Origin of the sequence: Acinetobacter sp. 18QD2AZ41W, from assembly GCF_009829025.1 — a bacterium.
Classification (GTDB): Bacteria; Pseudomonadota; Gammaproteobacteria; order Pseudomonadales; family Moraxellaceae; genus Acinetobacter; species Acinetobacter pseudolwoffii.
In genome coordinates this window covers 338,742-364,680 of record NZ_WURP01000001.1, presented here as the reverse complement: position 1 = coordinate 364,680, position 25,939 = coordinate 338,742, and the positions used below count along the sequence as shown (strand labels likewise).

23 protein-coding genes and 1 pseudogene are annotated in these 25,939 nt (G+C 42.6%); 10 read left to right on the top strand and 14 right to left on the bottom strand.

The genetic code is table 11. From position 1 onward, the window contains the following. Positions 1 to 531 precede the first annotated feature (531 nt). From GVV58_RS01720 to GVV58_RS15580, 4 genes and pseudogenes are all read right to left on the bottom strand, one after another. Complete coding sequence (locus GVV58_RS01720) at positions 532 to 1,227, bottom strand: methionine ABC transporter permease (protein WP_005096687.1); 696 nt, start codon at positions 1,225 to 1,227, stop codon at positions 532 to 534. Then, complete coding sequence (locus GVV58_RS01715) at positions 1,224 to 2,249, bottom strand: ATP-binding cassette domain-containing protein (protein ID WP_005171261.1); 1,026 nt, start codon at positions 2,247 to 2,249, stop codon at positions 1,224 to 1,226. Before GVV58_RS01715 ends, GVV58_RS01720 begins: the two co-directional genes overlap by 4 nt. A gap of 76 nt (positions 2,250 to 2,325) precedes the next feature. Beyond that, complete coding sequence (locus GVV58_RS01710) at positions 2,326 to 3,201, bottom strand: MetQ/NlpA family ABC transporter substrate-binding protein (RefSeq protein WP_159515866.1); 876 nt, start codon at positions 3,199 to 3,201, stop codon at positions 2,326 to 2,328. 525 nt (positions 3,202 to 3,726) lie between these two features. Next, positions 3,727 to 3,852: pseudogene (locus GVV58_RS15580) on the bottom strand (GNAT family N-acetyltransferase); the annotation flags it as partial. Between the two features lie 49 nt (positions 3,853 to 3,901). Between GVV58_RS15580 and GVV58_RS01705 the strand changes: the two are divergent. Then, positions 3,902 to 5,104 carry a hypothetical protein gene (locus GVV58_RS01705; RefSeq protein ID WP_159515865.1) on the top strand — a complete coding sequence of 401 codons (1,203 nt, stop codon included), beginning with the start codon at positions 3,902 to 3,904 and terminating at the stop codon, positions 5,102 to 5,104. 53 nt (positions 5,105 to 5,157) lie between these two features. On the opposite strand, the gene purD is transcribed toward GVV58_RS01705, so the two are convergent. The 8 genes from purD to GVV58_RS01665 form a co-directional block, all read right to left on the bottom strand. Continuing rightward, positions 5,158 to 6,441 (bottom strand): phosphoribosylamine--glycine ligase, encoded by a 1,284-nt coding sequence (gene purD / locus GVV58_RS01700; RefSeq protein WP_159515864.1) that lies wholly within the window; start codon positions 6,439 to 6,441, stop codon positions 5,158 to 5,160. 162 nt (positions 6,442 to 6,603) lie between these two features. Then, positions 6,604 to 8,178: a bifunctional phosphoribosylaminoimidazolecarboxamide formyltransferase/IMP cyclohydrolase gene (gene purH / locus GVV58_RS01695; protein WP_100357116.1), complete on the bottom strand. Its 1,575-nt coding sequence runs from the start codon at positions 8,176 to 8,178 to the stop codon at positions 6,604 to 6,606. 95 nt (positions 8,179 to 8,273) lie between these two features. Next, positions 8,274 to 8,543 (bottom strand): DNA-binding transcriptional regulator Fis, encoded by a 270-nt coding sequence (gene fis, locus GVV58_RS01690; RefSeq protein WP_001086304.1) that lies wholly within the window; start codon positions 8,541 to 8,543, stop codon positions 8,274 to 8,276. A 396-nt stretch (positions 8,544 to 8,939) separates the two neighbouring features. Beyond that, positions 8,940 to 9,794, bottom strand: coding sequence for a DUF3426 domain-containing protein (locus tag GVV58_RS01685; protein ID WP_159515863.1), 855 nt, complete (start codon positions 9,792 to 9,794; stop codon positions 8,940 to 8,942). Positions 9,795 to 9,809: 15 nt separating this feature from the next. Beyond that, the gene (gene prmA, locus GVV58_RS01680; protein ID WP_005171256.1) at positions 9,810 to 10,715 is read right to left on the bottom strand and encodes a 50S ribosomal protein L11 methyltransferase; all 906 of its coding nucleotides are present in this window, start codon (positions 10,713 to 10,715) and stop codon (positions 9,810 to 9,812) included. Between the two features lie 129 nt (positions 10,716 to 10,844). Beyond that, positions 10,845 to 11,732 carry a bile acid:sodium symporter family protein gene (locus GVV58_RS01675; protein WP_159515862.1) on the bottom strand — a complete coding sequence of 296 codons (888 nt, stop codon included), beginning with the start codon at positions 11,730 to 11,732 and terminating at the stop codon, positions 10,845 to 10,847. An 88-nt stretch (positions 11,733 to 11,820) separates the two neighbouring features. After that, on the bottom strand, positions 11,821 to 12,708 hold the full coding sequence (locus GVV58_RS01670; RefSeq protein WP_159515861.1) for a bile acid:sodium symporter family protein: 888 nt from the start codon (positions 12,706 to 12,708) through the stop codon (positions 11,821 to 11,823). A 145-nt stretch (positions 12,709 to 12,853) separates the two neighbouring features. Next, complete coding sequence (locus tag GVV58_RS01665; protein WP_005171252.1) at positions 12,854 to 13,324, bottom strand: hypothetical protein; 471 nt, start codon at positions 13,322 to 13,324, stop codon at positions 12,854 to 12,856. A 255-nt stretch (positions 13,325 to 13,579) separates the two neighbouring features. Here GVV58_RS01665 and mnmG point away from each other — a divergent pair, with 255 nt between their 5' ends. From mnmG to GVV58_RS01650, 3 genes are all read left to right on the top strand, one after another. Beyond that, the gene (gene mnmG / locus GVV58_RS01660) at positions 13,580 to 15,460 is read left to right on the top strand and encodes a tRNA uridine-5-carboxymethylaminomethyl(34) synthesis enzyme MnmG (protein ID WP_100328704.1); all 1,881 of its coding nucleotides are present in this window, start codon (positions 13,580 to 13,582) and stop codon (positions 15,458 to 15,460) included. Positions 15,461 to 15,776: 316 nt separating this feature from the next. After that, entirely contained in the window at positions 15,777 to 16,982 is a 1,206-nt protein-coding gene (gene mhpT / locus GVV58_RS01655) for a 3-(3-hydroxy-phenyl)propionate transporter MhpT (protein WP_159515860.1), read from the top strand. 132 nt (positions 16,983 to 17,114) lie between these two features. Next, a complete protein-coding gene (locus tag GVV58_RS01650; protein ID WP_035337926.1) occupies positions 17,115 to 17,441 on the top strand; it encodes a hypothetical protein in 327 nt (108 codons plus the stop codon). 42 nt (positions 17,442 to 17,483) lie between these two features. Here the strand turns inward: GVV58_RS01650 and glnG are convergent, their stop codons facing one another. Together glnG and glnL are read right to left on the bottom strand one after the other, a co-directional pair. Beyond that, on the bottom strand, positions 17,484 to 18,965 hold the full coding sequence (glnG, locus tag GVV58_RS01645; protein WP_005096701.1) for a nitrogen regulation protein NR(I): 1,482 nt from the start codon (positions 18,963 to 18,965) through the stop codon (positions 17,484 to 17,486). After that, positions 18,952 to 20,061, bottom strand: a complete 1,110-nt coding sequence (gene glnL, locus GVV58_RS01640) for a nitrogen regulation protein NR(II) (protein ID WP_005096702.1) — start codon at positions 20,059 to 20,061, stop codon at positions 18,952 to 18,954. Before glnL ends, glnG begins: the two co-directional genes overlap by 14 nt. A 341-nt stretch (positions 20,062 to 20,402) precedes the next feature. Here glnL and rimO point away from each other — a divergent pair, with 341 nt between their 5' ends. The 6 genes from rimO to ispC all read left to right on the top strand — a co-directional run bounded on the left by rimO (position 20,403) and on the right by ispC (position 25,939). Further along, the gene (gene rimO / locus GVV58_RS01635; protein ID WP_005096703.1) at positions 20,403 to 21,746 is read left to right on the top strand and encodes a 30S ribosomal protein S12 methylthiotransferase RimO; all 1,344 of its coding nucleotides are present in this window, start codon (positions 20,403 to 20,405) and stop codon (positions 21,744 to 21,746) included. A 46-nt stretch (positions 21,747 to 21,792) separates the two neighbouring features. After that, positions 21,793 to 22,521: a UMP kinase gene (pyrH, locus tag GVV58_RS01630; RefSeq protein ID WP_004279886.1), complete on the top strand. Its 729-nt coding sequence runs from the start codon at positions 21,793 to 21,795 to the stop codon at positions 22,519 to 22,521. A gap of 78 nt (positions 22,522 to 22,599) precedes the next feature. Then, positions 22,600 to 23,154: a ribosome recycling factor gene (frr, locus tag GVV58_RS01625; protein WP_005096705.1), complete on the top strand. Its 555-nt coding sequence runs from the start codon at positions 22,600 to 22,602 to the stop codon at positions 23,152 to 23,154. 7 nt (positions 23,155 to 23,161) lie between these two features. After that, positions 23,162 to 23,914, top strand: a complete 753-nt coding sequence (gene uppS, locus GVV58_RS01620; RefSeq protein ID WP_005096706.1) for a polyprenyl diphosphate synthase — start codon at positions 23,162 to 23,164, stop codon at positions 23,912 to 23,914. Between the two features lie 3 nt (positions 23,915 to 23,917). Continuing rightward, positions 23,918 to 24,742 carry a phosphatidate cytidylyltransferase gene (locus tag GVV58_RS01615; RefSeq protein ID WP_159515859.1) on the top strand — a complete coding sequence of 275 codons (825 nt, stop codon included), beginning with the start codon at positions 23,918 to 23,920 and terminating at the stop codon, positions 24,740 to 24,742. Further along, the gene (ispC, locus tag GVV58_RS01610; protein WP_159515858.1) at positions 24,743 to 25,939 is read left to right on the top strand and encodes a 1-deoxy-D-xylulose-5-phosphate reductoisomerase; all 1,197 of its coding nucleotides are present in this window, start codon (positions 24,743 to 24,745) and stop codon (positions 25,937 to 25,939) included.

Sequence of the window (25,939 nt, the reverse complement as noted above, 5' to 3'; positions counted from 1 at the left end):
CCCTGCTAAAACCATTGAATAGTTTAACATGGGATTTATTGTTTCAGTTTGAAAATGAGGGGAAATGGCTAACTTTTAGATTTTAATTAAATGTTGATTTGGGGCTTTGTCCATATCTATAACGAGATGGGATTGTTAACCGAAATTGAATTTCTGACTAGCGACATGGATGTCGCCAGTTGATCTGTGGCACAAGGAAGTATCATCAAGCCAACAGAAGATTTTTGTTACCTTGCATAGCAGTGCTTTCAAAAGTAAAAGAAGAATTTTAAATATTAGTAAGTTTATTCATGACATTATTTGAAAAATAGAATTTCGTTATTTTTACTTCAATTTTAACTTTGTAATATTTGTGCCTTACTTTTGACGGGGCAAAAGTAACAAAACCCCTTTGTTGATCTGATGGTACATCCCAGTACCACAGATCAACGGGCGACTTCCTGTCGCCATGGCACGTATCAAATAGTTGCAGGACTTTACTTTGAAATAATGAGAAAGGGTTCGTAAGTATTAAAAACAATAAAAACTAGATTAACGAAGTCGGGACAACCAGTCCCCCAGACTTTGTACAATCTGTACCAAAATCAATAACACAATCACCGTCATGATCACCACAGAGGTATCGAAACGCTGATAACCGTAAGAAATGGCCAGATCACCGATACCGCCGGCACCGACAGCACCCGCCATTGCTGTTGCACCAATCAAGCTGATGGTGGCAGTGGTCAGGTTCAGAATCAGTGAACTACGTGCTTCAGGTAAGACAAACTTGAAGATAATCTGCATTGGGGTTGCACCCATCGCTTGCGCAGATTCAATAATGCCTTCATTCACTTCCAGTAATGAGGTTTCAACCAAGCGACCAATATAAGGGCCGACATAAATAGTCAGTGGTACAATTGCGGCCCAAGTACCAATTGAAGTGCCGACCAAAAACTTGGTCAGCGGAATAACGGCAATCAGTAGAATAATAAATGGTAGTGAACGTAGCGCATTGACAATCGGATTGAGACCGTGATAAATCACACGATTTTGCAAGATGCCGTTAGGACGCGTCACCACTAAAGTAATTGCCTGAATAAAACCCCAGATACAGCCAAACAGCATTGCGAAGAACACCATATGAAAGGTTTCTTGCAGCGCTGTCACAAATTGATCCATCGACAGCGAGCTTTTCCAGAACGGCGCAGTAATTGTCGTCAGCCACTGTACAATTAAATCTCTCATGCCTGTACTCCTGCTTGATCTACCTGTACGCCGTTATCTTTCAGATATTGCACTGCAGCGCTAATCTCTGCGGAATCACCCAGGAGCTGAATAAACATCTGACCAATCACCGAACCATTAATTTCGGTCATGTTGGCAAACAGGATATTTAAACTGATATCAAACTGTTTAATCACGGCCTGAATCACCGTTTCCTGTGCCGAGCTACCAAGGAATTTTAAACAATAAATACTGTGATGATTCTGGTTTTCCAGATTATTCAGAATATTGACCGGCAAATGTTGCTGAAGCACGGTTTGAATAAAATTTTTGGTGGTCGGGTGTTGCGGCTGACTGAAGATCTGTAGCGTGCTGCCGGTTTCAATCACATCACCTTTTTCCATCACAGCGACATAATCACAGACGGTTTCAATTACATCCATTTCATGAGTGACCATGACAATGGTAATACCTTGCTCTTGATTGATTTTTTTGAGTAATTGCAGAACTGATTTGGTGGTTTGTGGATCGAGTGCCGAAGTCGCTTCATCACAAAGTAAAATCTTGGGATGGTTGGCAAGGGCACGGGCAATCCCGACGCGCTGTTTTTGACCACCAGACAATTCATCCGGAAAAGCCTGCCGTTTATGTTTCAGGTCAATAAAATCTAATAATTCTTCGAGGCGTTTTTCCCGTTCAGCCTTGCTCCAGCCCAGAAGCTTCATAGGCATTTCGATATTGGCCGCCACGGTTTTGGTTTGCATTAAATTAAAATGCTGGAAAATCATGCCGATATTGGCACGTTCTTGACGCAATGTTTTGGCATCGAGTGCGGTAAAATCTGTTCCATTAATGATAATCTGACCTGAGCTTGGACGCTCAAGTAAATTAATCAGACGGATGAGGGTACTTTTACCGGCACCACTATAACCGATGATGCCAAAAATACTGCCGGTTGGAATCGATAGATTAATCTGATTCAAGGCATGCAAGGTTTGACCCTTAAGCTCATACTGTTTTGAAATATCTTTAAATTCAATCATAGTGTCAAAAACTGCATCACGGATAAAAAAACAGGCAAGAAATCGTCCTTGCCTGTTCTAAAAGACTATTATAGTACTATTTTGATTCAGTTAAATACGTCACCGGCTTGTTTACTGCAACTTTAGTGCCACCAAAATTTTCATCGACATACGCTTGAACTGCTGGCGTATGATACAAGGCACCTACTTTTTGCAGTACAGGATCCGTTTGACGATCTGCTGCAACCGCTAATACGTTTACATTCATTTTTGTGCTTTGATCAATTGGCTCATAGTAAACCGCATCTTTTAATACGTTTAAACCGCCTTCCATTGCCAGCGTATTGCCTAGCACAATTGCATCAACTTCATCTTTTACACGTACTGCAGTTGCCATTTGAATAGGCTTAATCACGATTTGTTTTGCATTTTCAGCCACATCAGCTGTTGTGCCTTTTACATTGTCAAAGCCAGCTTTTAATTTGACCAGACCTGCCGATTGTAAAAGTAATAACGCGCGTGATTCATTTGCACCGTCGTTTGGAATGGCAATGGTTGCACCTGTTTTAAACTCATTCAAAGATTTTACTTTGCTTGAGTAAATTCCCATTGGTTCTAAATAGGTGGTAGACAATGGTGCAATTTTTGCTGTATTGGCATCGTTATACGCAACCATATAGGCATATGACTGGAATGCATTGACATCGATTTCTTTATTGGCAACGGCTGTGTTCATTGACACATAGTCAGTGAAATTTTTCACATCAAGTTTAATGCCGGCTGCTTTGGTTTCAGGTAATGTGGCGATATAGCGCCATACATCTGCATCTGAACCGGTCGATGCCATGGTTACGGTTTGAAGGCCATTCGCATCTTTGGCTTGTGCTGCATCATTGGCAGGCGCTTCTTGTTTGCCACACCCAGTCAAAGTTAATACAGAGGCACTCAATAAAACGCCAAGTAATTTTTTCATGAAATTTTCCTAATTTTAATCTTGCCTAGAGTATAAGCATTTTTAAATCGTGTTAAATAAGATTTTTATACGATCTAAGTATGTGTCCTGATCGTTGTTGGTGCTGGCCTTAAACTAAAAGATCCAAGCCTACAGCAATTGTTCTGGTGAACGCGATCAAGTCAGAAATGCCACAAACCTGATTGTAAATGATCTATTTTGGAGAGAAAAATAGATAGTTTATAAGCACATGAAGTAGTTTGAGCATTCTGGGATTGTCGATATCATAGCAATAAATCTATATTCGATATACTGGATAGCAAAGCCTTGTTTAGCTCTTTAATTGAATAAAAAACCAAGTTGTTTTATAAAAATATTAATTAAAACAATATTTTATTTATATTGGGGGTATGGTTTTTAGGGGGTTGTTTAAATAGTGAGCTTTATAAGATTTTATCCAATCTAAATCATAAAAATGGATATATATGATTTATTGATGGAATCAAAGTAGCGTTGCGCTGTTCTAGACATCAGAGTGTTATCTCGATTCAGCTTCTTTGGGAAATAGCACATAACTTCATCGTCTGTGCACATTTGGATAAATGGGTCGGTGTCGGAGTCTTTCCATTGGCGGAGGATCAGGCTAGGGGGCTGAATGCTTATGGATGGCATCGTGGTATTACACTATTATTGACGAATTAATTATAACAGAGATGTATTTGTGAAGAATTATCAGGATAAGGAAACAGGTCAGATTTATGCTTTTGAAGATGATTATGATCCCTTTCTTTCTGATAATCGTAATACTCCTAAGACACTAACTAAAAATATTAAAACAAGACCAACAGAAACATCAGTTTGGTATGATGGTGGTTGGATTGAGAGAACAGATGCGCCAATTGATTATATAGAGCCTACTTCTAGCGTACCATCATACAATCCTGCTTGGATGGTACATTTAAAACCCTATTCAGCAATAGTGAGTGATAAACAACCACAGTTTCAGTTCTCATTAGATCAAATCAATAACAATTCTTATGATGGAATGCAATTATCTAAAGTAATAGGAATACTTTCTTTAGAGGATAATTTAGATGTATTGATCAGCTATGATGGTGGAATAGCAATACCTCAAAGTGAAAAATTTTCAAAGAGAGTTGATGGTATTACTAAGTTAAATGAAATTCTCTGTCGTTTTTTATTAGGTGGAATTCATACAGAAGTATTGCATCCACATGAGTTAACAGTAGGGACTTTACATGAAAAAACGCACTTATTTTGTTATGCACCATCGCTTTATAATCAATTGAGATTCAATTGGGCATCTATTGCAGATAGGTTTCAGCCATTGATGGTTCCAAGAGTTTTACATTTAAATGATTTGCAAAAAGCTTATATGGATGGGCGAGAAATTCTTGAATCTATACCTACTTTCACGCCATTTTTTCTTTTAAATGGTTATACATCGTTAATCAATCAAAATATTAATGATGCTTTAAATAATCTTTGGATTGTTGTTGAACAACTTACAGAAATTTTATGGAAGCAAATTTATATTAGGCATAAAGATAATTATCCAAGACGAGTGCAAAAGTGTCATGCAAATTACAAAGAAAGTAATTATTTAAAGCATATTGCTACAAAACATAAGCTTTTGAGGTTGGCTAAAGTTATCACAAGGCAAAATTATAAAATACTAGAATGCGCTCGAAAATCTCGTAATAATTTAGCACATAGAGGAAGACAGCCAAATCGTGAAGTAGTTATTACGTTATGGGAACAATTGCCCGAACTTCTAGAGTCTGCTACGGATTATAAAAATATAGGTATGAGAGAAATAAAAATTGGACAAGAAATCAATTGGAATAATTCACATAATAATAATTTTGATGAATGGAAAGAATTAGTATCTCTGATGAAATAAATGTATTAAAAAACCCCGCACTCAGCGGGGTTTTTACTTAATCAAAATTAAGATTAAGTATTTTCACGTGCAATGGCACGGTAACCGATATCTTTACGATATTGAACGCCGTCGAATGTCACTTTTTTGCAAAGTTCCAAAGCTTTGGCTTGTGCTTCACCAATCGTATTACCAAGCGCAGTTACGCAAAGTACACGACCACCCGCAGTCACAATCTCGCCATTTTCATTGGCTTTCGTACCGGCATGGAAAACTTTTGCATCAGTCATTTCAGTGTCTAAACCAGAAATCACATCACCATTGCTTGATGTTTCTGGGTAGCCTTTTGATGCCAGTACGATACCGACAGTCTTGCGCTCATCCCATTCAGCTTCTTTCGGTAAATTACCGTCTAAGCCTGCTTGAACCAAATCCACTAAAGATGATTTTAAACGCATCATGATGGGTTGAGTTTCAGGGTCGCCAAAACGACAGTTGAACTCGATCACTTTCGGTTGACCTTGTTCATCAATCATCAAGCCAGCGTACAAGAAACCTGTATAAACGTGACCGTCTTTTTTCATACCTTCAACGGTAGGACGCATCACTTCATTCATGGTTTTTTCAAATACATCTGCAGTCACAACAGGTGCAGGAGAATAAGCACCCATACCGCCAGTGTTTGGACCTTGGTCGCCTTCAAAGATACGTTTGTGATCTTGTGAAGTCGCCATAGGCAAAATGTTGTCGCCATCAATCATACAAATGAAAGATGCTTCTTCGCCTGCAAGGAATTCTTCAATTACAACGCGAGAACCTGCATCACCAAATTTGTTGCCTGCAAGCATGTCATCGATCGCATCAAATGCTTCTTGATTAGTCATGGCAACGATCACGCCTTTACCTGCAGCAAGCCCGTCGGCCTTGATTACGATCGGCGCACCATTTTTTTCAACAAACGCTTTCGCAGCATCTACTTCTGTAAATACATCGTAGAACGCAGTTGGAATGTTGTGGCGTTTTAAGAAATGTTTCGCGAAAGCTTTAGAGCCTTCAAGCTGCGCAGCAAATTGAGTTGGACCCCAAATTTTTACACCCGCCTCACGGCAAGCATCAACGACACCGTTTACCAATGGAGCTTCTGGGCCGACAATGACAAGCTCAACTGCATTGTTTTTTGCGAAATCGATAATCGCAGCATTGTCTAAAATGCTTAAATTTACGTTTTCACATTTATTTTCAGTGGCTGTACCTGCGTTGCCCGGAGCAACAAAGACTTTTGCAACTTTGTCATCTTGTGCGATTTTCCATGCCAATGCATGTTCACGACCGCCATTACCCAAAACTAAAATATTCATCTAAAAATCCCTCAAAAGAATAGAATCCCACCTTGCGAAGCCATGCTTCTCACCCTGTAAAAAAGAAGGGCTTCACGAATAAAAATGTCCCTTTATTTGTGAAAAGTCCCCCTTTTGACAAAGGGGGATTTAGGGGGATTAATAAATACGACTTTGAATCAATTAGTGACGGAAGTGACGCATGCCAGTGAAGACCATTGCAATACCAGCTTCATCAGCCGCCGCAATGGTTTCTTCATCACGCATAGAACCGCCCGGCTGGATAATGCACTTGATACCTGCTTTTGCAGCGTTATCAATACCATCACGGAATGGGAAGAATGCATCAGATGCCATTACTGCACCTTCAACCACTAAACCTGCATGCTCAGCTTTGATCGCAGCAATACGTGCAGAGTTAACACGGCTCATTTGACCTGCGCCGACACCAATGGTTTGACGGTTTTTCGCATAAACAATCGCATTAGATTTCACGTATTTTGCGACTTTCCAAGCAAAGATCATGTCATCGATTTCTTGTTCAGTCGGAGCGCGCTTGGTCACCACTTTAAGATCAGCTTTAGTAATCATGCCCAAGTCTTGATCTTGTACTAACAAGCCGCCATTCACGCGTTTGTAATCAAGTTGCGATTGACGTGCATCGATTGCTGGAAGTTCACCGCAAACTAAAACACGTACGTTTTTCTTCGCACCAGTCACTTCAAGTACGCCATCAGCAATACTTGGTGCAATGATCACTTCAACGAATTGACGCTCCACAATCGCTTGTGCAGTTGCAACGTCTAATTCACGGTTGAATGCAATGATGCCGCCAAATGCAGATTCGGGATCTGTTGCATACGCAAGGTCATAAGCCGCTTGAATGCCGTCTAAAGACACTGCAACGCCACATGGGTTTGCGTGCTTAACGATTACACAAGCAGGTTTCGCAAAAGATTTAACACATTCAAGTGCAGCGTCTGTGTCTGCAATGTTGTTATAAGAGAGTTCTTTACCTTGTAGCTGTTTCGCAGTTGAAACTGAGGCTTCTGTCGCTGTGTCTTCAACGTAGAACGCAGCAGACTGGTGCGGGTTTTCACCGTAACGAAGATCTTGAACTTTGTTCAATTGTGTATTGAAGGTACGTGCAAACTTGTCCGCTTCACCTTCTTGTTTGCCTACGCGAGCGCCAAGGTAAGATGCGATCATGCCGTCATATTGTGCAGTATGTTCAAATGCTTTTACTGCAAGGTCGAAACGAGTTGCATGGCTCAATGAACCTTCAGCTTTAAGCTCAGCAACAACATTAGCATAGTCAGAAGCATTGACCACGATGCCTACAGATGCATGGTTTTTTGCCGCAGCGCGAACCATGGTAGGGCCACCGATGTCGATGTTTTCAATCGCATCAGCCAGTGAACAGTTTGGTTTTGCTACAGTTGCAGCAAATGGATAAAGGTTTACAACGACTAAATCAATAGCATCAATGTTGTGTTCAGCCATCACAGCTTCGTCTAGACCACGACGAGCCAGAATACCACCATGAATTTTAGGATGTAGCGTTTTTACACGGCCGTCCATCATCTCTGGGAAACCAGTATGCTCTGAAACTTCTACTACAGCGACACTATTGTCTTTCAACAATTTGTAGGTACCACCTGTAGATAAAATTTCTACCCCTAGAGCAGCAAGTTCTTGTGCAAATTCAACAATACCAGTCTTGTCAGACACAGAGATTAAAGCGCGTTTAATAGTCATGATCTTCGTCACAGTTTTCAAGGAACAGAATAAAACAAAATCAGCAATTTACAGGTTAAAAAAAATGCCTGCGGAAGCCGCAAGCATTTTATCATTTATTCACTCATTAAACCGTGAGCTTTTAACTTTTTACGTAAAGTACCACGGTTGAGTCCGAGAATCTCGGCAGCACGTGTTTGGTTACCACGTGTATATTCTAGAACTACAGATAGAAGAGGTTTCTCCATTTCTGCTAGCACCATGTCGTATACCTGAGATGGTTGCTCGCCCTGTAGTTGCGCAAAATAATGGCGAACTGCGCGATCTACGTGGATACGTAAAGCAACATCAGATTGTGCAGTAAAAATAGGAGATTTGCTATTCATGCGAATTAATCCGAAAAACAAATATCGCTTGGGTAAAGCGATATAAAAAGTGGTCTAAAATTGAAATGAACTCCGCTTTAGATCCTAAAACTGGAGTTCTAAAACTTAATCATTGCATTGAGCCAATAGCTTGACACATCTCAACGTTTTGGTCGAAAAATAAGCGTAACAATAGTTAAAGTTTTGTTACTGACCAAAATCAAAACAAAAAAATCTGCACGATACGCAATAAATTTTATAGCGCATTAGGCAAGACTGTATTTGTTGTGAAAAAGTAGCGAGGAGTTGCAGCACATAGCTTTCGTGGCGCGTATCATACCATTGTCTAAGCAAAAGTGAGCAAGAAAACTGCATTTTTTTTAACTTTTTTTAATTTTTTAATGCTTTCTATTCAGATTAAGGGCGAATTATTTCCAAACTATAGCGATCAAAGCTTTTACGATCGACAGGAAGCTCAAATTTGAATTTGAATGGACTGTTTTTCGGGATACGTTCAATATTGACCAGACTTTCAATCAGATACTCTTTGGCAGACAGGTTATAAGTCGCAACAACTTCACCGCGCTGTTCCAGATTGATTTTTAAAATCGGTAAAGCCAGGCTGCGGTCATGGAAGTTGATCAGCTCACCGCTAAATTCAGTTTTCTTGTGACTGGTTGCCTTGATCTTGACTTTATTGACCTGAATCAGCGTGTAGTATTTTTCCAGATTGGAACAATTAAACACCTCGCATACATTGTTAAAGGCTAGGCTCATGATATGACTATTTTTGATGTATTGCGGATTAAACCAGAAAAACTGGAACAGCAATATACCAAATAGCATCAGGTTTAAGATGCTCCAGCCAATATAGTACATTGGCCCGCGGTATATCTGTTTTTCTGTCTGATCTTCCCAATTCATGCTCGGCAGTACCGAGATAGGTTCGGTACTGAAATAGTTCAGATTGTTTAAATAGGTTTCCAGATCGATATTTGAATGTTCAACTTTCTGATCGAAAATATATAAAAGACTGTGCGTATTTTGCTGTTGATCGCGACCATATACAGGTGGGTTATATCGAGAATAGGTTTGATCCTGAGACGCTGAGGTAGTGACCGAGTTTTGGGCTTCGGCCACCAGATGCGATAAGGCATTAAATGAAGTGGTACATTTGGGACAGCAAACCATACCCTGCGCAATGGTGAGTTGAGCAACTGTGACCTTGTAGGTGGTGGAACAGGTAGGGCAATGGGTTCGTTTGTCACTCATAAACTATTTGTAGACTCATTCATTCTTATGGCGTTTACCCGAGATACGGCACCAGTGCTCGTCTCGTTTTTCTACGTCTAATATATCAAAATAATTTGAGTAAATGCTAGTAACATCAGCAACTTGCTCTTCGATAACTCCGGCAAGTGCGAACTGTCCCTCAGATTTAATTAAAGTTGCGAACTCAGGAGCCAACATCATTAGTGGCGCAGCCAAAATATTGGCAACAAATACGTCAGCCTTGGTAGTGCCGAGTTCATCTCTAAATTCTTCTGGCAGGCCGACATAAAGTTTGTCCAGTACACCATTCAGTTCAGCATTTTGCTGGGTGGCCAGAACTGCTTGTGGGTCAATATCAGTGGCATATGCTTTTTTAGCACCTAAGAGCAGGGCAGCTACCGCGAGAATGCCTGAACCACAGCCATAATCGATGACGATTTTGTCTTTAACGTCAATTTTGCCGAGCCATTGTAAGCACAAGAATGTAGAGGCGTGGTTCCCTGTACCGAATGCCAGACCCGGATCAAGCTTGATATTGACTGCATCGGCTTCAGGTGCTTGCATCCATTCCGGTACAATCCAGTATTTTTCAGCAATCTGGATTGGCTCATACGCATCCATCCAGGTGCGTTCCCAAGCCTGATCTTCAATGAATTCGTACTTGATCGGCGCTTCTGGCATTTGCGCACCAATAAAGGTTTCTAGTGCAGCAACGTCAATTTCTTCGCCTTCTTCCTGTGCATAAATACCAGTCACAATCACTTTATTCCAGAGTGGTGTTTCGCCTGGAAGTGGTTCCAGCAAATCCTGGTTTTCAGCATCATCCAGGGTCACACTCACTGCGCCTAGTGAGCTGAGTAATGTCTCAGTATAATCGACCTGAGCTTGTTCAACCGTAATATGAATTTGTAACCACTTCACAGAAATAACCTTTATACATTTTTCAAAAAGCTATTGTAACGGAAGTTCAGACACAACGCTGCTATCTTCTTGATGCATACCTAAAATAAAAAGGATGCCGAAGCACCCTATATAAAGCTCTATAAAGACTTATGAAGCCTTAGAGAGAAGAGGTGTTCTGTCTAATGGTGCAAAGCGGTTAAGCAGCAGACCAAAAATGGCAGCAAAAATATACATGAAGATTGAATAAACCGCGGCAGGCATGGCCACAGCAGTGCTGGACATCACGGTCAGGGCAATAGTCATGGCTAATGTGCTGTTGTGAATACCGATTTCAAAGGCACTGGCCCGTGCCTGAGCGGTATCTATATTCATTAAGCGGGGGACAAAATAGCCGATGGTCAGGCTGAAAATGCAGAACAATGCCGTGGCGACACCAACCTGAGTCAGATATTCGGCAATATTGGTGCGTTCACTATAGATGGCCCCGACAATAATCAGAATCAAGAATATGACTGCAAAAATACGCAGCGGTCTATTCAGTTTTTCAGTCAGGCGTGGTGCATGATGTCGAATCAGCATACCAATCGCGACAGGAATAATAATGATGCCAAACACCTGAAGAATTTTACCAAGCTGGAGTGTGATCTGCTGGCTGTCCTGCATGAAATGCATAATCGAAAAATTAACGATCAACGGTAAAGTTAAGGCTGCAATCACTGAATTAATCGCAGTCAGGGTGATGTTGAGTGCCAGATCACCTTTGAAAAGATAGCTAAACAGATTGGCCGTACTGCCGCCAGGTGAGGCAGCTAACAGCATCAGACCCACGGCAAGAAGTGGAGGCAGGGCCAAAACTTTACACAGGATAAATGCAATACCGACCAATAAGACCAGTTGGCAAAATAATGCGACTAAAACAGCTTTAGGATGTTGGGTGACCCGGGCGAAATCTTTGAGGGTAAGTTCGAGACCTAAACCCACCATAATAATCGCGAGCGCAAGCGGCAGTAAAATCGTAATAATGCCAGAATCCATCTGTCATGCTCCTTGTTAAAAATTATTTTAATACTTTTGCTTTTCTTGGGAAAAGCATACAGCTTTATCGCAGACTCAGCCAAATAAATTACAAATCTGATAAACGATTTTTATGGCGATAAGCGATATATTGGCGACTCATCATCACCCCGAAAATAGTCGCAAAACTATACATGACAATGGTGTAAATGCCGGCCGGAATCGCCATGGTGACATTGCCTAAGACCGAAATCGCAATGGTGATCGCAATCGCCGTATTATGAATGCCGATTTCAAAGGTACAGGCCCGTGCCATTTTTTCTGGAATACCCATCAGTAGCGGAATGCAATAACCAATAAACAGGCTGGAAAAACATAAAATCACAGTAGCTAAACCAATACTGGAAAAATATTCAAAGAGATTAAAACGATCTCTAAAAACGGCAAATATCAAGAGTATGCTTAAAAAACTAATTGAAACGAAGCGCATCGATTTGCTGACGGTAATGGATAAATGTGGAAATTTGGCTCGAAGCAGCATCCCGATGATCACGGGGATCAGGGTAATTAAAAACACCTGTATCATTTTTTCAACTGGAAATGTCACAGTCGAGTCGTGACTCATAAAGTATTGTAATGAGAGATTGATAATAAAGGGCAGGGTGAAAATAGAAATGATGGTATTGATGGCAGTCAGGGTGATATTCAGTGCGACATCGCCTTTATACAGATAGCTAAACAGGTTGGCGGTTGGGCCTCCTGGTGAAGCGGCCAGAAGCATTAAACCTACTGCGAGTAAAGGAGCTAAGTCCAGAATCAGGCAAATAAAGAAAGCAATACTGGTCAACAGCACGAGCTGTGTAAATAGGGCAATAAAAATGACTTTAGGATAGCGGCTTAAGCGCAGGAAATCCTTGATTTTTAATTCGAGTCCCAGCCCCATCATCATGATTGCCAATGTAATAGGCAAAAAAAAGTTAAAAAACCCCGAATCCATGAAAAATCCTTTTTATTATTGATTTTTAGATAGATTTTAAGTGTAGCGGAGCTGAATAAATAAGCAATATAAAACGGGCAAAATGTATTCACTTTGCCCGTCAAAGCTTTTACTTGAAATGTAAGCTATTTAGAGCTATGACAGCTTACATGCCTGGCTGAGTTTGCATTTGCGCATCAGGCGGAGTCTGTTGGTCATTCATTGGTTGCTGCATTTGCGGCTGGCTCATTTGTGGTTGCATTGGCTGACTGTGCATTTGGGATTGTCCCTGAGGGCGTGGCGGCATAAAGCCTAAAGCACATTTACCTTTGACTTCGGTTCCATTAATGGTGGCGGTGGTCGCGCTACTATTGCCACTACAGGTACTCATGAGTTCAGCTTCATCACCTTTGATTGAAGCATTTTTTGATGAAGCGAAAAACTGTGGCTCACAGGTTCCATTCCAGATAATGCCTCGATGGGCAAAACTGACTTGTGCACCTTGGGTTTTGCCTTTACAAACCTGTTGATACTTTTGCGCATTATAAGTGGTTTCGACCTTATCATTTGCTGAGGCTGCAAATGGCGCAAAACATAAACCACACAGAACAGTTGAGAGAAAAATATTCTTATTCATCAGTTATACCTTTGTTTGTAATGTAAGCAGTATATAGCTTAAAAAATACTCAAAATTAAACAGTGTAAATCGAGTAATTTTCTGAACTTATATGTTTAATTTATATAGTCCCTCTGCAAAGTTAAATTACAGTGCTTGATTCTTGTACAGGATGATTCATTTTTTATCTCAGGATAAATTCGACTGAATCTGTCTACTTTAGAATGAAATTTGCTATAATACTCAGCTATCCTTTTTTATCTCTCAATTACCACTATGCATTATCCTAAAGTATACGATGTCATTGTTATCGGTGGCGGTCACGCCGGTACAGAAGCAGCTCTGGCTGCAGCGCGTATGGGTCGACAGACTTTACTCTTAACTCATAACATTGAGACTTTAGGGCAGATGAGCTGTAACCCGGCCATCGGTGGTATTGGTAAATCGCACTTGGTGCGTGAAATTGATGCCTTGGGCGGTGCAATGGCACTGGCTGCCGACAAAGGCGGTATTCAGTTCCGTATTTTGAACTCGCGTAAAGGTGCAGCAGTTCGTGCAACACGTGCGCAGGCAGACCGTGTCCGTTTTAAAGCGGCAATTCGTGAAACCTTAGAGAATCAGGCGAACTTGGATATTTTCCAGCAAGCGGCTGATGACCTGATTGTTGAAGGCGATACCGTCAAAGGTGTGGTTACCCAAATGGGCATTCGTTTTGATGCCAAAACTGTGGTGTTGACTGCGGGTACATTCTTGGGCGGCGTAATTCACGTTGGTCTGGAAAAATCCAGTGGTGGTCGTGCCGGTGATCCGCCGTCGATTTCATTGGCAGCACGTTTGCGCGAATTGAATTTACCTGTGGGGCGTTTAAAAACCGGTACACCACCGCGTATCGATGCACGTTCGGTCGACTTTTCTGTAATGACACCGCAGCCGGGTGATTTCCCATCTCCAACCATGTCGTTTATGGGCGATGCGTCTATGCATCCGGAACAGGTGAACTGCTATATCACCCATACCAATGAACGTACGCATGAGATTATTCGCGGTGGTCTAGATCGCTCACCGATGTATACCGGTAAAATTGAAGGTGTAGGGCCGCGTTATTGCCCATCAATTGAAGACAAGATTCACCGTTTTGCCGATAAAGACTCGCATCAAGTATTCTTGGAACCGGAAGGTCTGGATACGCACGAGCTTTATCCAAATGGTATTTCAACTTCATTGCCATTTGATGTGCAGTTTGAGTTGGTTCGCTCAATCCGTGGTATGGAAAATGCGCATATTTTGCGTCCGGGCTACGCCATTGAATACGACTATTTCAACCCGCAAGCGTTGAAATTTACCCTTGAAACCAAAGCGATTAATAACCTGTATTTCGCTGGTCAAATTAATGGAACCACTGGTTATGAAGAAGCAGGTGCACAAGGTTTGCTGGCAGGTTTAAATGCTGCACGTCGTGCCTGGGATCAAGAGCAGTGGACACCAAAACGCGATGAAGCCTATATGGGTGTATTGGTAGATGACCTGATTACGTTAGGCACCAAAGAACCGTACCGTATGTTTACCTCACGTGCTGAATATCGTTTGATGTTACGTGAAGACAATGCCGACCAGCGTTTAACTGCGATCGGTCGTGAATTGGGTCTGGTCGATGATGCACGTTGGGCGGTTTACTGCGAAAAAATGGAAGCAGTTGAAAAAGAAACCGGTCGTTTGCAGCATCTTTGGGCGGCTCCAAACAATCCGATGGGCAAGAAATTCGTTGAGATGACTGGCGCAGATTTGTCTAAAGAATGTTCAGCGATCGATCTTTTGAAACGTCCAAATATTTCATTTGCACAAATTGCCGAGTTAACCGGTTCTGATGTGTCTGCGCAGGTCGGTGATCAGATTGAAATCGCAGTGAAATATGCGGGTTATATCAACCGTCAGCATGAAGATGTGGCACAAATGAAACGTCTTGAAGAAACCCGTATTCCAGGCGACTTCGATTATGACATCGTGTCAGGTCTGTCGCGTGAAATCACGTTGAAACTGAAGGATGTACGTCCTGAAACATTGGCGCAAGCCAGCCGTATTCCGGGTGTGACGCCTGCGGCTGTTCAATTGGTGATGATTACGATTCGTAAGAATGCACAAACGAAAAAATCTGCTTAAGAATACAGTGTGAAAAAGCCCGCGCAATGCGGGCTTTTTATCGGCTGATATTTTTGTATAAGTCTCGGCTATCATTCAATTATAAATAACTACTATTTAACTAAATGCCTTATTTATAAAGATAATAAAAATTATTAAGATGTAAAAAGTCTATAAATTTTAACTTTTAGGTCTAATGGAAAGGGTGTTGAGCCAAGTTGATGAACTTAAATCCGACTATTGTCGTGGTATTTCTCTGACCAGATTAGGATAAGAATAGGGGGAATAGGATCGTCAGGCTATCAAACGATTTATAGGTTATTGATGGAGATCAATCATGATACAGCCTTATAGTGAAAAATTACGAAAAATATTGACGATTTTCTTGTGCTTTTGGGTGGCATTTTTTGAGGGTTTCGATCTTCAGGCTCCTGGAATTGCAGCAAAAGGAATTGCGGCAAGCTTTGCTTTAGATCAGGTTCAGATGGGCTATGTGTTTAGTCTGGGCGTCTTTGGAATGCTCTTTGGTGCATTCTTTGGCGGACGTATCGCGGATTATTTGGGACAAAAGAAAGTCCTGATGTTGTCTGTGGCTATTTTTGGTGTGTTCATGTCGCTGACTGCAATTGCACCGAGCATCGAGGTTTTATATGCTGCGCGTTTCTTGACCGGTTTGGGTCTGGGTGCTGCAATGCCGACCATGATTTCCGTGGTTGGAGATGAAGCAACTGAAGCCAATCGCGGTAAGCTCAATAGCTTGATGTATTGTGGCCTGCCTGTCGGTGCTATTTTTGTCGCCGGTTTGGCTATGCTGCTTCCAGATATTCAATGGCAGACTTTATTTTTAATTGGTGGTTTAACGCCTTTAGCGCTTCTCCCTTTTATGACCTTTATTCTTAAAGATCAGTCTAAAGCAGCGGTAGCGCAAAAAAGATCTGGCGAAGCTGTACCGGGCATGGTCGAGGTTTTGTTCAAGCAGCAACAGTATAAAAATACAGTGCCGCTTTGGGTAGGTTTCTTTTTTACCTTGATGATCAACTATATTCTGATTAGCTGGTTGCCTAATTTGCTGATGGAACAAGGCTTGCAAAAACAGCAGGCATTTCTGGTGATGCTGGTGTTTCAGGTGGGTGCGGTGATAGGAACCTTGGGTTTGGGTTATTTGCTAGATCGTTTAAAATTGTGGCAAATGGCAGCCCTTATTTACAGCGGCTTATTTGTTGCCTTGGTTTTGTTGTTCACCAGTACCTCGATTCCGCTATTAATTTTAGCCGGGGTGATGGGTGGGATCTTTTCTACAGGTGGTCAATCTATTCTGTATGGCATCTCACCGATTTTTTATTCAGGTGCAGGTAAAGTTACAGGCGTAGGCAGCGCCATTTCTTTAGGTCGTTTAGGTGCCATGACCGGTCCGTTATTAACCGGGAAAATTTTGGCATTAGGTTTGGGAACTACAGGTATCCTTATGGCAAGTTTACCTGCGGTGGTTGTATCAGCGGTAGCAGTCACGGCACTGTCACGTTATAAGGCAGCTCATAAATAAGCCAGTTTTCTATTTTTATTGCTATTAAAAAGGAATCTACGGATTCCTTTGTTATGGCTCATATTTTAATTGAGTAAAATCGGCAGATAAAATTTGCTAAAATAGATGGATAGCAAACAGACTGGTTTTTATATGCCTTACCAATTGATCGAACTCGATATTCAGGCCACCGATAATATTGCCTGTCCACATTGCCAGCAGAACATTATTGACTGGACTGAAGAACAATATGTACAGCCATGTGAACATACTTTATTTATTGCCATGGATATTGGCTTTGAATATATGACCGATGAATTTGAGCACAGTATGCCGCGTTCGGTAGATGATCTGCATGCCAATGACGATCAGGTGAATATGTTTGATGAAATTACCGCCAGTACTTATTCAGACTATCTGATCTTAAAGTCAGACTTGGGCGCAGCAGGTTATTCGCGTTATATCGGCTTAACTGTTTAACTCATCTCAGTATAAAAAAGCACCCGAAGGTGCTTTTATAGATTAGCTTGGACTTTCGATTTCTTCTTCTACCTCATCATCGGCCGTATCCATACCGAGTTCTTTGAGCTTGCGGGTCAGCGTGTTACGGCCCCAGCCCAAAAGTTCAGCTGCATGACGTTTGCGACCACGGGTTTGTTGTAGCGCAGCATTAATCAGGGTGCGTTCAAACATCGGCGTCGCAACATCCAGAAGTTTCATCTCGCCATTTTTGAGTTTTTGCATGGCCCATTGACCCAGCAATTCATCCCAGTGCTGTGGACCCACTTGGTTTAAGTTTGGAATTGGTGAGCCTAAATCTAAATCTTGAATTGGGATTTGTTTCAGCTCAGGTGGTAGGTCTTCTGGATAGACTTCACGACCTGTGATCATCACGGTCAGCCAGCGACAGGTATTTTCAAGTTGACGCACATTACCTTGCCACGGCAGTTTTTGCATATATTCCTGGGTTTCAGGACGCAAAATTTTGGGATTAACGCCGAGTTCTTTACCAGCACGTGCCAGGAAGTGCTGCGCCAGCATCGGAATGTCTTCACTGCGATGTGCCAGTTTTGGAATGTGAATCCGAATCACATTCAGGCGGTGATACAAGTCTTCACGGAAACGGCCGTCATGTACCAGTTTTTCTAGATCCTGATGTGTCGCTGCCACGATACGCACATCGACCTTAACTGGAATATGACCGCCAACACGGTAGAACTCGCCATCGGCCAAAACACGCAATAAACGGGTTTGGGTTTCAAAAGGCATGTCGCCAATTTCATCCAGAAACAGCGTGCCGCCGTTGGCCTGTTCAAAACGACCTTGACGCTGGGTATTGGCACCGGTAAATGCACCTTTTTCGTGACCAAAAAGTTCGGTTTCGATCAGGTCTTTGGGAATGGCTGCCATATTCAGGGCAATAAAGGGCTTTGCACTACGCGGTGAATGGCGGTGCAAGGCATGTGCCACCAATTCTTTCCCTGTACCGGACTCACCATTAATGAGTACAGTAATATGCGATTGCGCTAAACGGCCGATGGCGCGAAACACTTCCTGCATGGCGGGAGATTCACCGATAATTTCAGTCGATTGAATCGGCGGGGCAACTTTTGCTGATTCTTGTTGTTGCAGCTTGGTAATATGCAAAATCGCACGATTGACCAGTGCCAGCGCTTCATCAATATCAAAAGGCTTTGGCAGATATTCAAAAGCACCAGTTTGATAACTTGATACAGCAGACTCTAGGTCTGAATGCGCCGTCATAATAATCACAGGCAGGTCAGGATAATTGTGTTTGACCTTACCCAAGAAGGTGAGTCCATCAATCCCCGGCATACGGATATCGGTCAGAATCACATCTGGTGCATCAACACTGAGTTGATCTAGTGCGGATTGTGCTTCTTCAAAGCTGGTCACGTCCAAGCCTTCTTCTTTAAAGGTTTTTTCCAGTACCCAGCGCATGGCACGATCGTCATCAATCACCCATATTTTATTTCGCGACATGATTCGACTCCCAAGGTAAATATAAGCTAAACACGGTTTTTCCAGCCACGGACTGACATTCAATCATGCCGTTATGCTGATGAATAATATTTTGAGCAATACTGAGACCCAGTCCGGTACCTTTGGCGCGACTGGTGACCAGTGGATAAAACACAGATTCGATAATGTCTTCGGGGACCCCAGGGCCATTGTCTTCAATATCAATGCGTACCACAGAGCGATGAATTGCCCCGTTAATGGTAAATAGGCGCTGAATCCGGGTTCTTAAAACCAGTTCAGGCTGGTGATCGACAAAAAACTCTTTGTTCTCGGTCATGGCCTGTACTGCATTGGCGCAAATATTCAAGATCACCTGAATCAGTTGATCACGGTCTGCCAGCACTTCAGGTAAGGACAGGTCATAATCCCGAATAATCTTGATTTTCTTTTTGCTTTGATTGGCGATGAGTGAGCGCACCCGCTCAAGTGGCTCATGTACATTTACCAGCTCATAGCTTGGCAGTTGGCGTGAACCGAGCATGGTGTCGGCCAGATTTCGGAGTCGATCGACTTCACTAATAATAATATCGGTAAATTCTTTGTATTGTGGATCATTCAGACTGCGAGCCAGAAGTTGTGTTGCCCCCCGAATTCCGCCGAGTGGGTTCTTGATTTCGTGCGCGACACCGCGAATCAGCTGGCGAGCCACTTGATGTTGCTGAATCAGGTTTTCTTCACGCGAAATTTTAAGCATACGGTCACGAGGATTGAGCTCGATTAACAACAGTGGGTGATAGGGCTTACCCAGATTTAGTTGAGAAACCGTGTAATCGACATGAATGTCCTTAAAGTTGACAATCAGTGTGGCTTCACGGCGCGTATAAGGTTGGCCTGTAGTTAAAGTGTTGTTCAGCGCTTCTTCAGTATTAAACTCATCGGTCGGATGTTGCAGAAGACCCAGTGCCGGACTTCCACTGGCGCGAAATAAGCTCACATCAAATAAGGCTTCGCAGGCAGAGTTGAGATAATAAATATTAAGATCGCGGTCTACCAATAAGATACACGTGGTCATATTGTCCACTAAAACACGATAGTCGATCGGAATAAGCTGATCCATTCGCGGTTTTTTTCCTGTATTAAAATGGCGCAATGGCATCTTCATAAAGCAATTTAATCAATTTTAAGTTCTGATTTGATGCAAGATGCACGCCAACTTTTATGACTAAAGCTTATTTATTGCGATGAAATGCAGAAATGTGCCACAGCGACACAATTCATCTTAGGTATAGCGGATTAAATTGAGGCTGTAAATCTAAAATGTTCTATTTTGGTGCGCGCGCAAATATGTTGTATATTTTATGGCGTTATTTTAGTGCATGATGCAAAGAGTCAGGTTTTCAACTATTTTTATGATGCGAAAAGACATACAATACGCGCATTCTAGTAGAGCGAAAATTCATGAAGTCCCCCAAAGTCGGTTTTGTATCTTTAGGTTGTCCTAAGGCATTGGTAGATTCTGAACGTATTTTAACCCAGTTAAAGACTGAAGGTTATGACGTCGCTTCGGATTATGACGGTGCTGATTTAGTTGTAGTAAATACCTGTGGTTTCATTGAATCCGCAGTGCAAGAATCGCTAGACGCGATTGGTGAGGCGATGAGCGCGAATGGTCGCGTCATCGTAACAGGCTGTCTAGGTAAAGACGAAGACAAGATTCGCCAGATGCATCCGAATGTCCTGAAAGTGACAGGTGCAGCGGCATATAAAGATGTTATGGATGCGGTTCATCAATACGTGCCTGAACCGCCAAAACACAATCCATTTATTGATTTAGTTCCAGAGCAAGGTATCCGCCTAACACCTAAACATTATGCCTATTTGAAAATATCGGAAGGCTGCAACCATCGTTGTACTTTCTGTATTATTCCAAGCATGCGTGGTGATTTGGTCTCCCGTCCAGTTGGTTCTGTGCTTGAAGAAGCCGCAGCGCTGAAACGTGCCGGTGTTAAAGAAGTACTCGTTATCTCCCAGGATACTTCTGCTTACGGTCTGGACACCAAATACAAGCTGGATTTCTGGAACGGCCAGCCGGTGAAAACCAAATTCTATGACATGTGTGAAGCACTCGGTCAGTTGGGAATCTGGGTGCGTTTGCACTATGTTTATCCATATCCGCATGTCGATGCCGTGATTGACCTGATGGCTCAAGGCAAAATCCTGCCTTATCTGGATATTCCATTTCAGCATGCGAGTCCAAAAATTCTCAAGCTGATGAAACGTCCTGCGCACAGTGAAAACACACTGGAGCGATTGAATATCTGGCGTGAAAAATGTCCTGATCTGGTTATCCGTTCAACATTTGTGGTGGGCTTCCCGGGTGAAACCGAAGAAGACTTCCAGATGCTGCTCGATTGGCTGAAACAAGCTCAATTGGATCGTGTAGGTTGCTTTACCTATTCACCAGTTGAAGGTGCGACAGCAAACGATTTGCCAGACCACGTTCCTGAAGAAATTAAACAAGAGCGTTATGAGCGTTTCATGCAGGTTCAGCAAGAAATTTCGGCAGCCAAACTCCAAAAACGTATTGGTCAGACCATGACCGTGCTGGTAGATGATCTGGAAGAAGAATTCCCGGTGGCAGTTGCGCGTTCTTATGCAGATGCACCTGAAATTGATGGCAATGTTTTTGTGGAAGATATTGATAAAAGCGTCATTAAGGCAGGGGATTTGCTTGAAGTCGAGATTACCGATGCAGACGAATATGATCTGTATGCAAAACTCATTTCAGTCAAATCTGCTTAAGATTTTGAATTAAAAAAATTTAAATTGAATACTTTGGAGTTTGATGATGTTGGATTCTAAAAAGCCACGCTTTGGTCGCATCCTGTTAAAGCTTTCTGGTGAAGCACTGGCAGGCAATAAAGACATGGGAATCGATGCACAAGTGCTCGACCAGATGTCGCTTTCTATTGCGCACCTTGTGGGTTTAGGCGTACAAGTAGGTATCGTGGTTGGTGGTGGTAACCTGTACCGCGGTAGCCAGCTGCAAAAAGACGGTCTGGTTGGCCGGGTCACTGGCGACCAGATGGGTATGCTGGCAACCGTGATGAACGGTCTGGCACTACGCGACGCTTTGGTGCGCCGTAATATTAAAACCCGTTTGATGTCTGCACTGCCAATTGGTGCAGTGGTTGAGTCTTACTCGAGCCGTGATGCGATCCGTCACCTGACTCAGGGTGAAGTGTGTGTATTCGTGGCAGGTACAGGTAATCCATTCTTTACCACAGATACCGCAGCATGTTTGCGTGGTATTGAAATCGAATCAGATTTGATTTTGAAAGCCACTAAAGTCGATGGCGTATATAACAAAGATCCAAGCAAATATGACGATGCGGTTAAATATGACACTTTAACCTTTGATCAGGTGCTGGATGAAAAACTGGGTGTCATGGACTTAACTGCGATCTGTTTATGTCGTGACCATAATGTGCCGCTACAAGTATTCGATATGAATAAATCTGGCGCATTACTTTCAGTGGTGATGGGCGAAAAAGAAGGGACTCACGTTACCAATTAATGACGTGAGCACCAAAGCACTTTATACTACGCGCTAATTTAGCAATTAACTTTTTTAGAATTAAGTAAGGAAGATCATATGATTAACGATCTTAAAAAAGACAGCGAAGACCGTATGAACAAAACTCTAGAATCTCTAGAGCATGGTTTTGCAAAAGTTCGTACCGGTCGCGCGCATCCATCTATTTTAAATAATGTGATGGTTTCTTACTATGGTTCAGACGTTCCATTGAACCAGGTGGCAAACGTTGGTGTTGAAGATTCACGCACCCTGTTGGTTCAACCATTTGAACGTTCAATGGTGGCTGCAATTGATAAAGCGATTCGTGAATCTGACTTGGGTCTTAACCCGATTTCAGCAGATGCGATCCGTGTACCTATGGCAGCACTCACTGAAGAAACACGTCGTGACATGCAGAAAGTTGCCCGTACTGAAGCAGAAAATGCGAAAGTGGCAATTCGTAACATTCGCCGTGATGTATTGGGTGATATCAAAGCTTTATTGAAAGAAAAAGAAATTTCTGAAGATGAAGAACGTCGTGCTGCTGATGAAATCCAGAAAATTACCGACAAATTTGTTGCTGAAGTTGACAAACGCTTGGCTGCGAAAGAAGCTGAATTGATGAAGGTCTAATTCATCGATGACCGCTGCTGAAGAAAACCCCTGTCTTCCGAAACATGTTGCCATCATTATGGATGGCAACAATCGTTTCGCCAAAAAAAATCAGATGCAGAAAGGTGATGGACACCGTGAAGGAAAAACGGTTCTGGATCCGATTGTAGAACACTGTAGAAAAAGAAATATCCAGGCTTTAACTGTTTTTGCCTTTTCTAGTGAAAACTGGAATCGTCCACAGTTTGAAGTCGAATTGCTCATGAAACTCCTGCTTGACACGATTCATGAGCAACTCCCCCGCATGGAAAAATTCAATATTGCCTTACGTTTTATCGGTGATCGCAGCCGTTTGTCCGCTGAATTGCAGGGACTCATGTTGCAAGCCGAACAAAGGACTGCTAATTTCAATAGTATGACACTCACTATTGCAATCAGTTATGGCGGTATGTGGGATATGGCACAAGCTGCAAAGCAAATTGCCAGTGATGTTTTAACAAATAAATTAGATCTTGATGCAATTGATACTGATGTATTTGGTCAATATGTCAGCCTCGGTGACTTACCAGCAGTTGATCTGCTGATTCGTACTGGCGGAGATTTCCGTCTGTCGAATTTTCTGTTATGGCAGGCAGCCTATGCAGAGCTTTATTTCACTGAGACGCTGTGGCCAGAATTTACCGTTGAAGAACTTGATGATGCACTTGCCGTATTTGGTGGGCGTGAACGTCGTTTCGGTAAAACATCAGAGCAGGTTCATCAGGAAAAACTTGAGAATTAATACATGTTTGAGCGGATTATAACCGCATTGGTGTTGGTAGCAGTTGTACTGAGCTGTATGTTTGCTACTGAATCACATTATCCAATGTTTGTATTGATGGTTCTTGCTGCCGGGGTTGCCGGTTATGAGTGGTTTAAACTCATGCCGCGAAAATTTAAGCAGGTCATCAAGCCCGTTGCATGGGGATATGGGGTGCTGACCGCGGCTCTATCAGCATTGGCATTGTATTTTGCTGAAGTCGCTTTGTTGTTATGGGTGGCTTCTATTATTACCTGGTTACTCAGTATTTACTGGGTCAAGTCTTATCCTGAGTATGACGGCTGGTACAATACAAGCCTAAATGGCATTGGTGTAGTGCTGATTTCTGCTGCTGTCACCGCAATTTTCTCGGTTTGGCAAAGTTCACCGTGGTGGTTGATGTACCTGTTTTTACTGGTATGGGGCGCAGACAGCGGTGCGTATTTTGTTGGCCGTAAATTCGGTAGGAAAAAACTTGCACCAAATGTCAGCCCAAACAAATCTGTAGAAGGGCTGTATGGTGGTGTGGTCACCTCAATGCTGATTGTGATTGCAGTTGCTTTGCTTTATCTGGAGATGACCTGGCCAGAACTTATTTTATTCCTGATCTTATCGGTGATCACGGTCTTCAGTTCAGTACTGGGAGATCTGTTTGAATCCATGATCAAACGACGTGCCGGTATTAAAGACTCGGGCCGTATTTTACCGGGTCATGGTGGGGTGCTGGATCGTATTGATTCTTTGCTTGCTGCAGCTCCAATCTTTGCGGCAGGTATTGCTGTTCTAAAACTTATTGGTGTAGATTTATAAATGTCACAAGCGGTTTGTATACTGGGTGCTACAGGTTCTATTGGTCAAAGTACTTTAAAAATCTTGCAGCGACATCCTGAAGCGTACTCGGTTTTTGCTGTAACCGCGCAAAGTCGTATTGATGAGCTGGTCAAGATTTGCCAGCAATACCGCCCTAAAGTGGCGGTGGTGCCTGCGGCAAAAGTGAAGGAGTTTTCAAAACTCCTTCAGCAACATGGTCTGGCTGATATTGAAATTCTGCAAGATGAAGCCGGTTTAATTGCTGTGGCTGAACATGCGGATGTCGATATTGTCATGGCTGCCATTGTCGGCGCTGCTGGATTGTTGCCGACACTGGCTGCAGTAAAAGCAGGCAAGCGCGTACTGCTGGCCAATAAAGAAGCTTTGGTGATGTCCGGTGACCTCATGATGCAGGCTGCACGCGATCATGGTGCATTGTTGCTTCCGGTGGATTCCGAACACAATGCGATTTTCCAGTGTTTACCACAGCACTATTTTGAGGCAGAGCGTCATGGCAAGCCCAAGCTGGGTGTCTCGCAAATTTTGTTAACTGCATCTGGTGGGCCGTTTCTCAATCATAGTCTACAACAGCTTGAAGATGTGACGCCTGCACAGGCCTGCAAGCATCCCAACTGGTCAATGGGCCAAAAAATTTCGGTCGATTCAGCGACTTTAATGAATAAAGGTCTGGAATTGATCGAAGCCTGTCATTTGTTTGCAGTTCAAGAACAATTTGTTACAGTCGTGGTGCATCCACAGAGTATTATTCACTCCATGGTTCAATATGTAGATGGTTCAACTTTGGCACAAATGGGTAATCCGGATATGGGCACACCTATTGCACATGCATTGGCATGGCCTGAGCGAATCAGTACGCATGTACCACCCTTAGATCTGTTTATGCACTCGCAGCTTAACTTTCAGGAACCGGATGTGATTCGGTTTCCTGCATTAAAGTTGGCGCGTCAGGCGATGCAGAGCGGCGGGATTGCACCCACGATTTTAAATGCGGCCAATGAAATTGCAGTTGACGCATTTTTACATCAGCAAATTAGGTTTACCCAAATCCCTCAAGTGGTTGAGCATGTCCTGAATCAGATGGATAATCAGCCGGCAAATGATCTGGAGGCTATCTTGCAGGCAGATCAAATGGCACGAGGTTTATCACAGCAGTATGTTGTGAATAAAGGAAGTTAA

Bases quoted from the DNA above. Each gene is read 5' to 3' on its own strand.
- GVV58_RS01720 (WP_005096687.1), bottom strand. From the start codon at position 1,227: ATGAGAGATTTAATTGTACAGTGGCTGACGACAATTACTGCGCCGTTC.
- GVV58_RS01715 (WP_005171261.1), bottom strand. From the start codon at position 2,249: ATGATTGAATTTAAAGATATTTCAAAACAGTATGAGCTTAAGGGTCAA.
- GVV58_RS01710 (WP_159515866.1), bottom strand. From the start codon at position 3,201: ATGAAAAAATTACTTGGCGTTTTATTGAGTGCCTCTGTATTAACTTTG.
- purD (WP_159515864.1), bottom strand. From the start codon at position 6,441: ATGAATATTTTAGTTTTGGGTAATGGCGGTCGTGAACATGCATTGGCA.
- purH (WP_100357116.1), bottom strand. From the start codon at position 8,178: ATGACTATTAAACGCGCTTTAATCTCTGTGTCTGACAAGACTGGTATT.
- fis (WP_001086304.1), bottom strand. From the start codon at position 8,543: ATGAATAGCAAATCTCCTATTTTTACTGCACAATCTGATGTTGCTTTA.
- GVV58_RS01685 (WP_159515863.1), bottom strand. From the start codon at position 9,794: ATGAGTGACAAACGAACCCATTGCCCTACCTGTTCCACCACCTACAAG.
- GVV58_RS01675 (WP_159515862.1), bottom strand. From the start codon at position 11,732: ATGGATTCTGGCATTATTACGATTTTACTGCCGCTTGCGCTCGCGATT.
- GVV58_RS01670 (WP_159515861.1), bottom strand. From the start codon at position 12,708: ATGGATTCGGGGTTTTTTAACTTTTTTTTGCCTATTACATTGGCAATC.
- GVV58_RS01665 (WP_005171252.1), bottom strand. From the start codon at position 13,324: ATGAATAAGAATATTTTTCTCTCAACTGTTCTGTGTGGTTTATGTTTT.
- mnmG (WP_100328704.1), top strand. From the start codon at position 13,580: ATGCATTATCCTAAAGTATACGATGTCATTGTTATCGGTGGCGGTCAC.
- mhpT (WP_159515860.1), top strand. From the start codon at position 15,777: ATGATACAGCCTTATAGTGAAAAATTACGAAAAATATTGACGATTTTC.
- GVV58_RS01650 (WP_035337926.1), top strand. From the start codon at position 17,115: ATGCCTTACCAATTGATCGAACTCGATATTCAGGCCACCGATAATATT.
- glnG (WP_005096701.1), bottom strand. From the start codon at position 18,965: ATGTCGCGAAATAAAATATGGGTGATTGATGACGATCGTGCCATGCGC.
- glnL (WP_005096702.1), bottom strand. From the start codon at position 20,061: ATGGATCAGCTTATTCCGATCGACTATCGTGTTTTAGTGGACAATATG.
- rimO (WP_005096703.1), top strand. From the start codon at position 20,403: ATGAAGTCCCCCAAAGTCGGTTTTGTATCTTTAGGTTGTCCTAAGGCA.
- pyrH (WP_004279886.1), top strand. From the start codon at position 21,793: ATGTTGGATTCTAAAAAGCCACGCTTTGGTCGCATCCTGTTAAAGCTT.
- frr (WP_005096705.1), top strand. From the start codon at position 22,600: ATGATTAACGATCTTAAAAAAGACAGCGAAGACCGTATGAACAAAACT.
- uppS (WP_005096706.1), top strand. From the start codon at position 23,162: ATGACCGCTGCTGAAGAAAACCCCTGTCTTCCGAAACATGTTGCCATC.
- GVV58_RS01615 (WP_159515859.1), top strand. From the start codon at position 23,918: ATGTTTGAGCGGATTATAACCGCATTGGTGTTGGTAGCAGTTGTACTG.
- ispC (WP_159515858.1), top strand. From the start codon at position 24,743: ATGTCACAAGCGGTTTGTATACTGGGTGCTACAGGTTCTATTGGTCAA.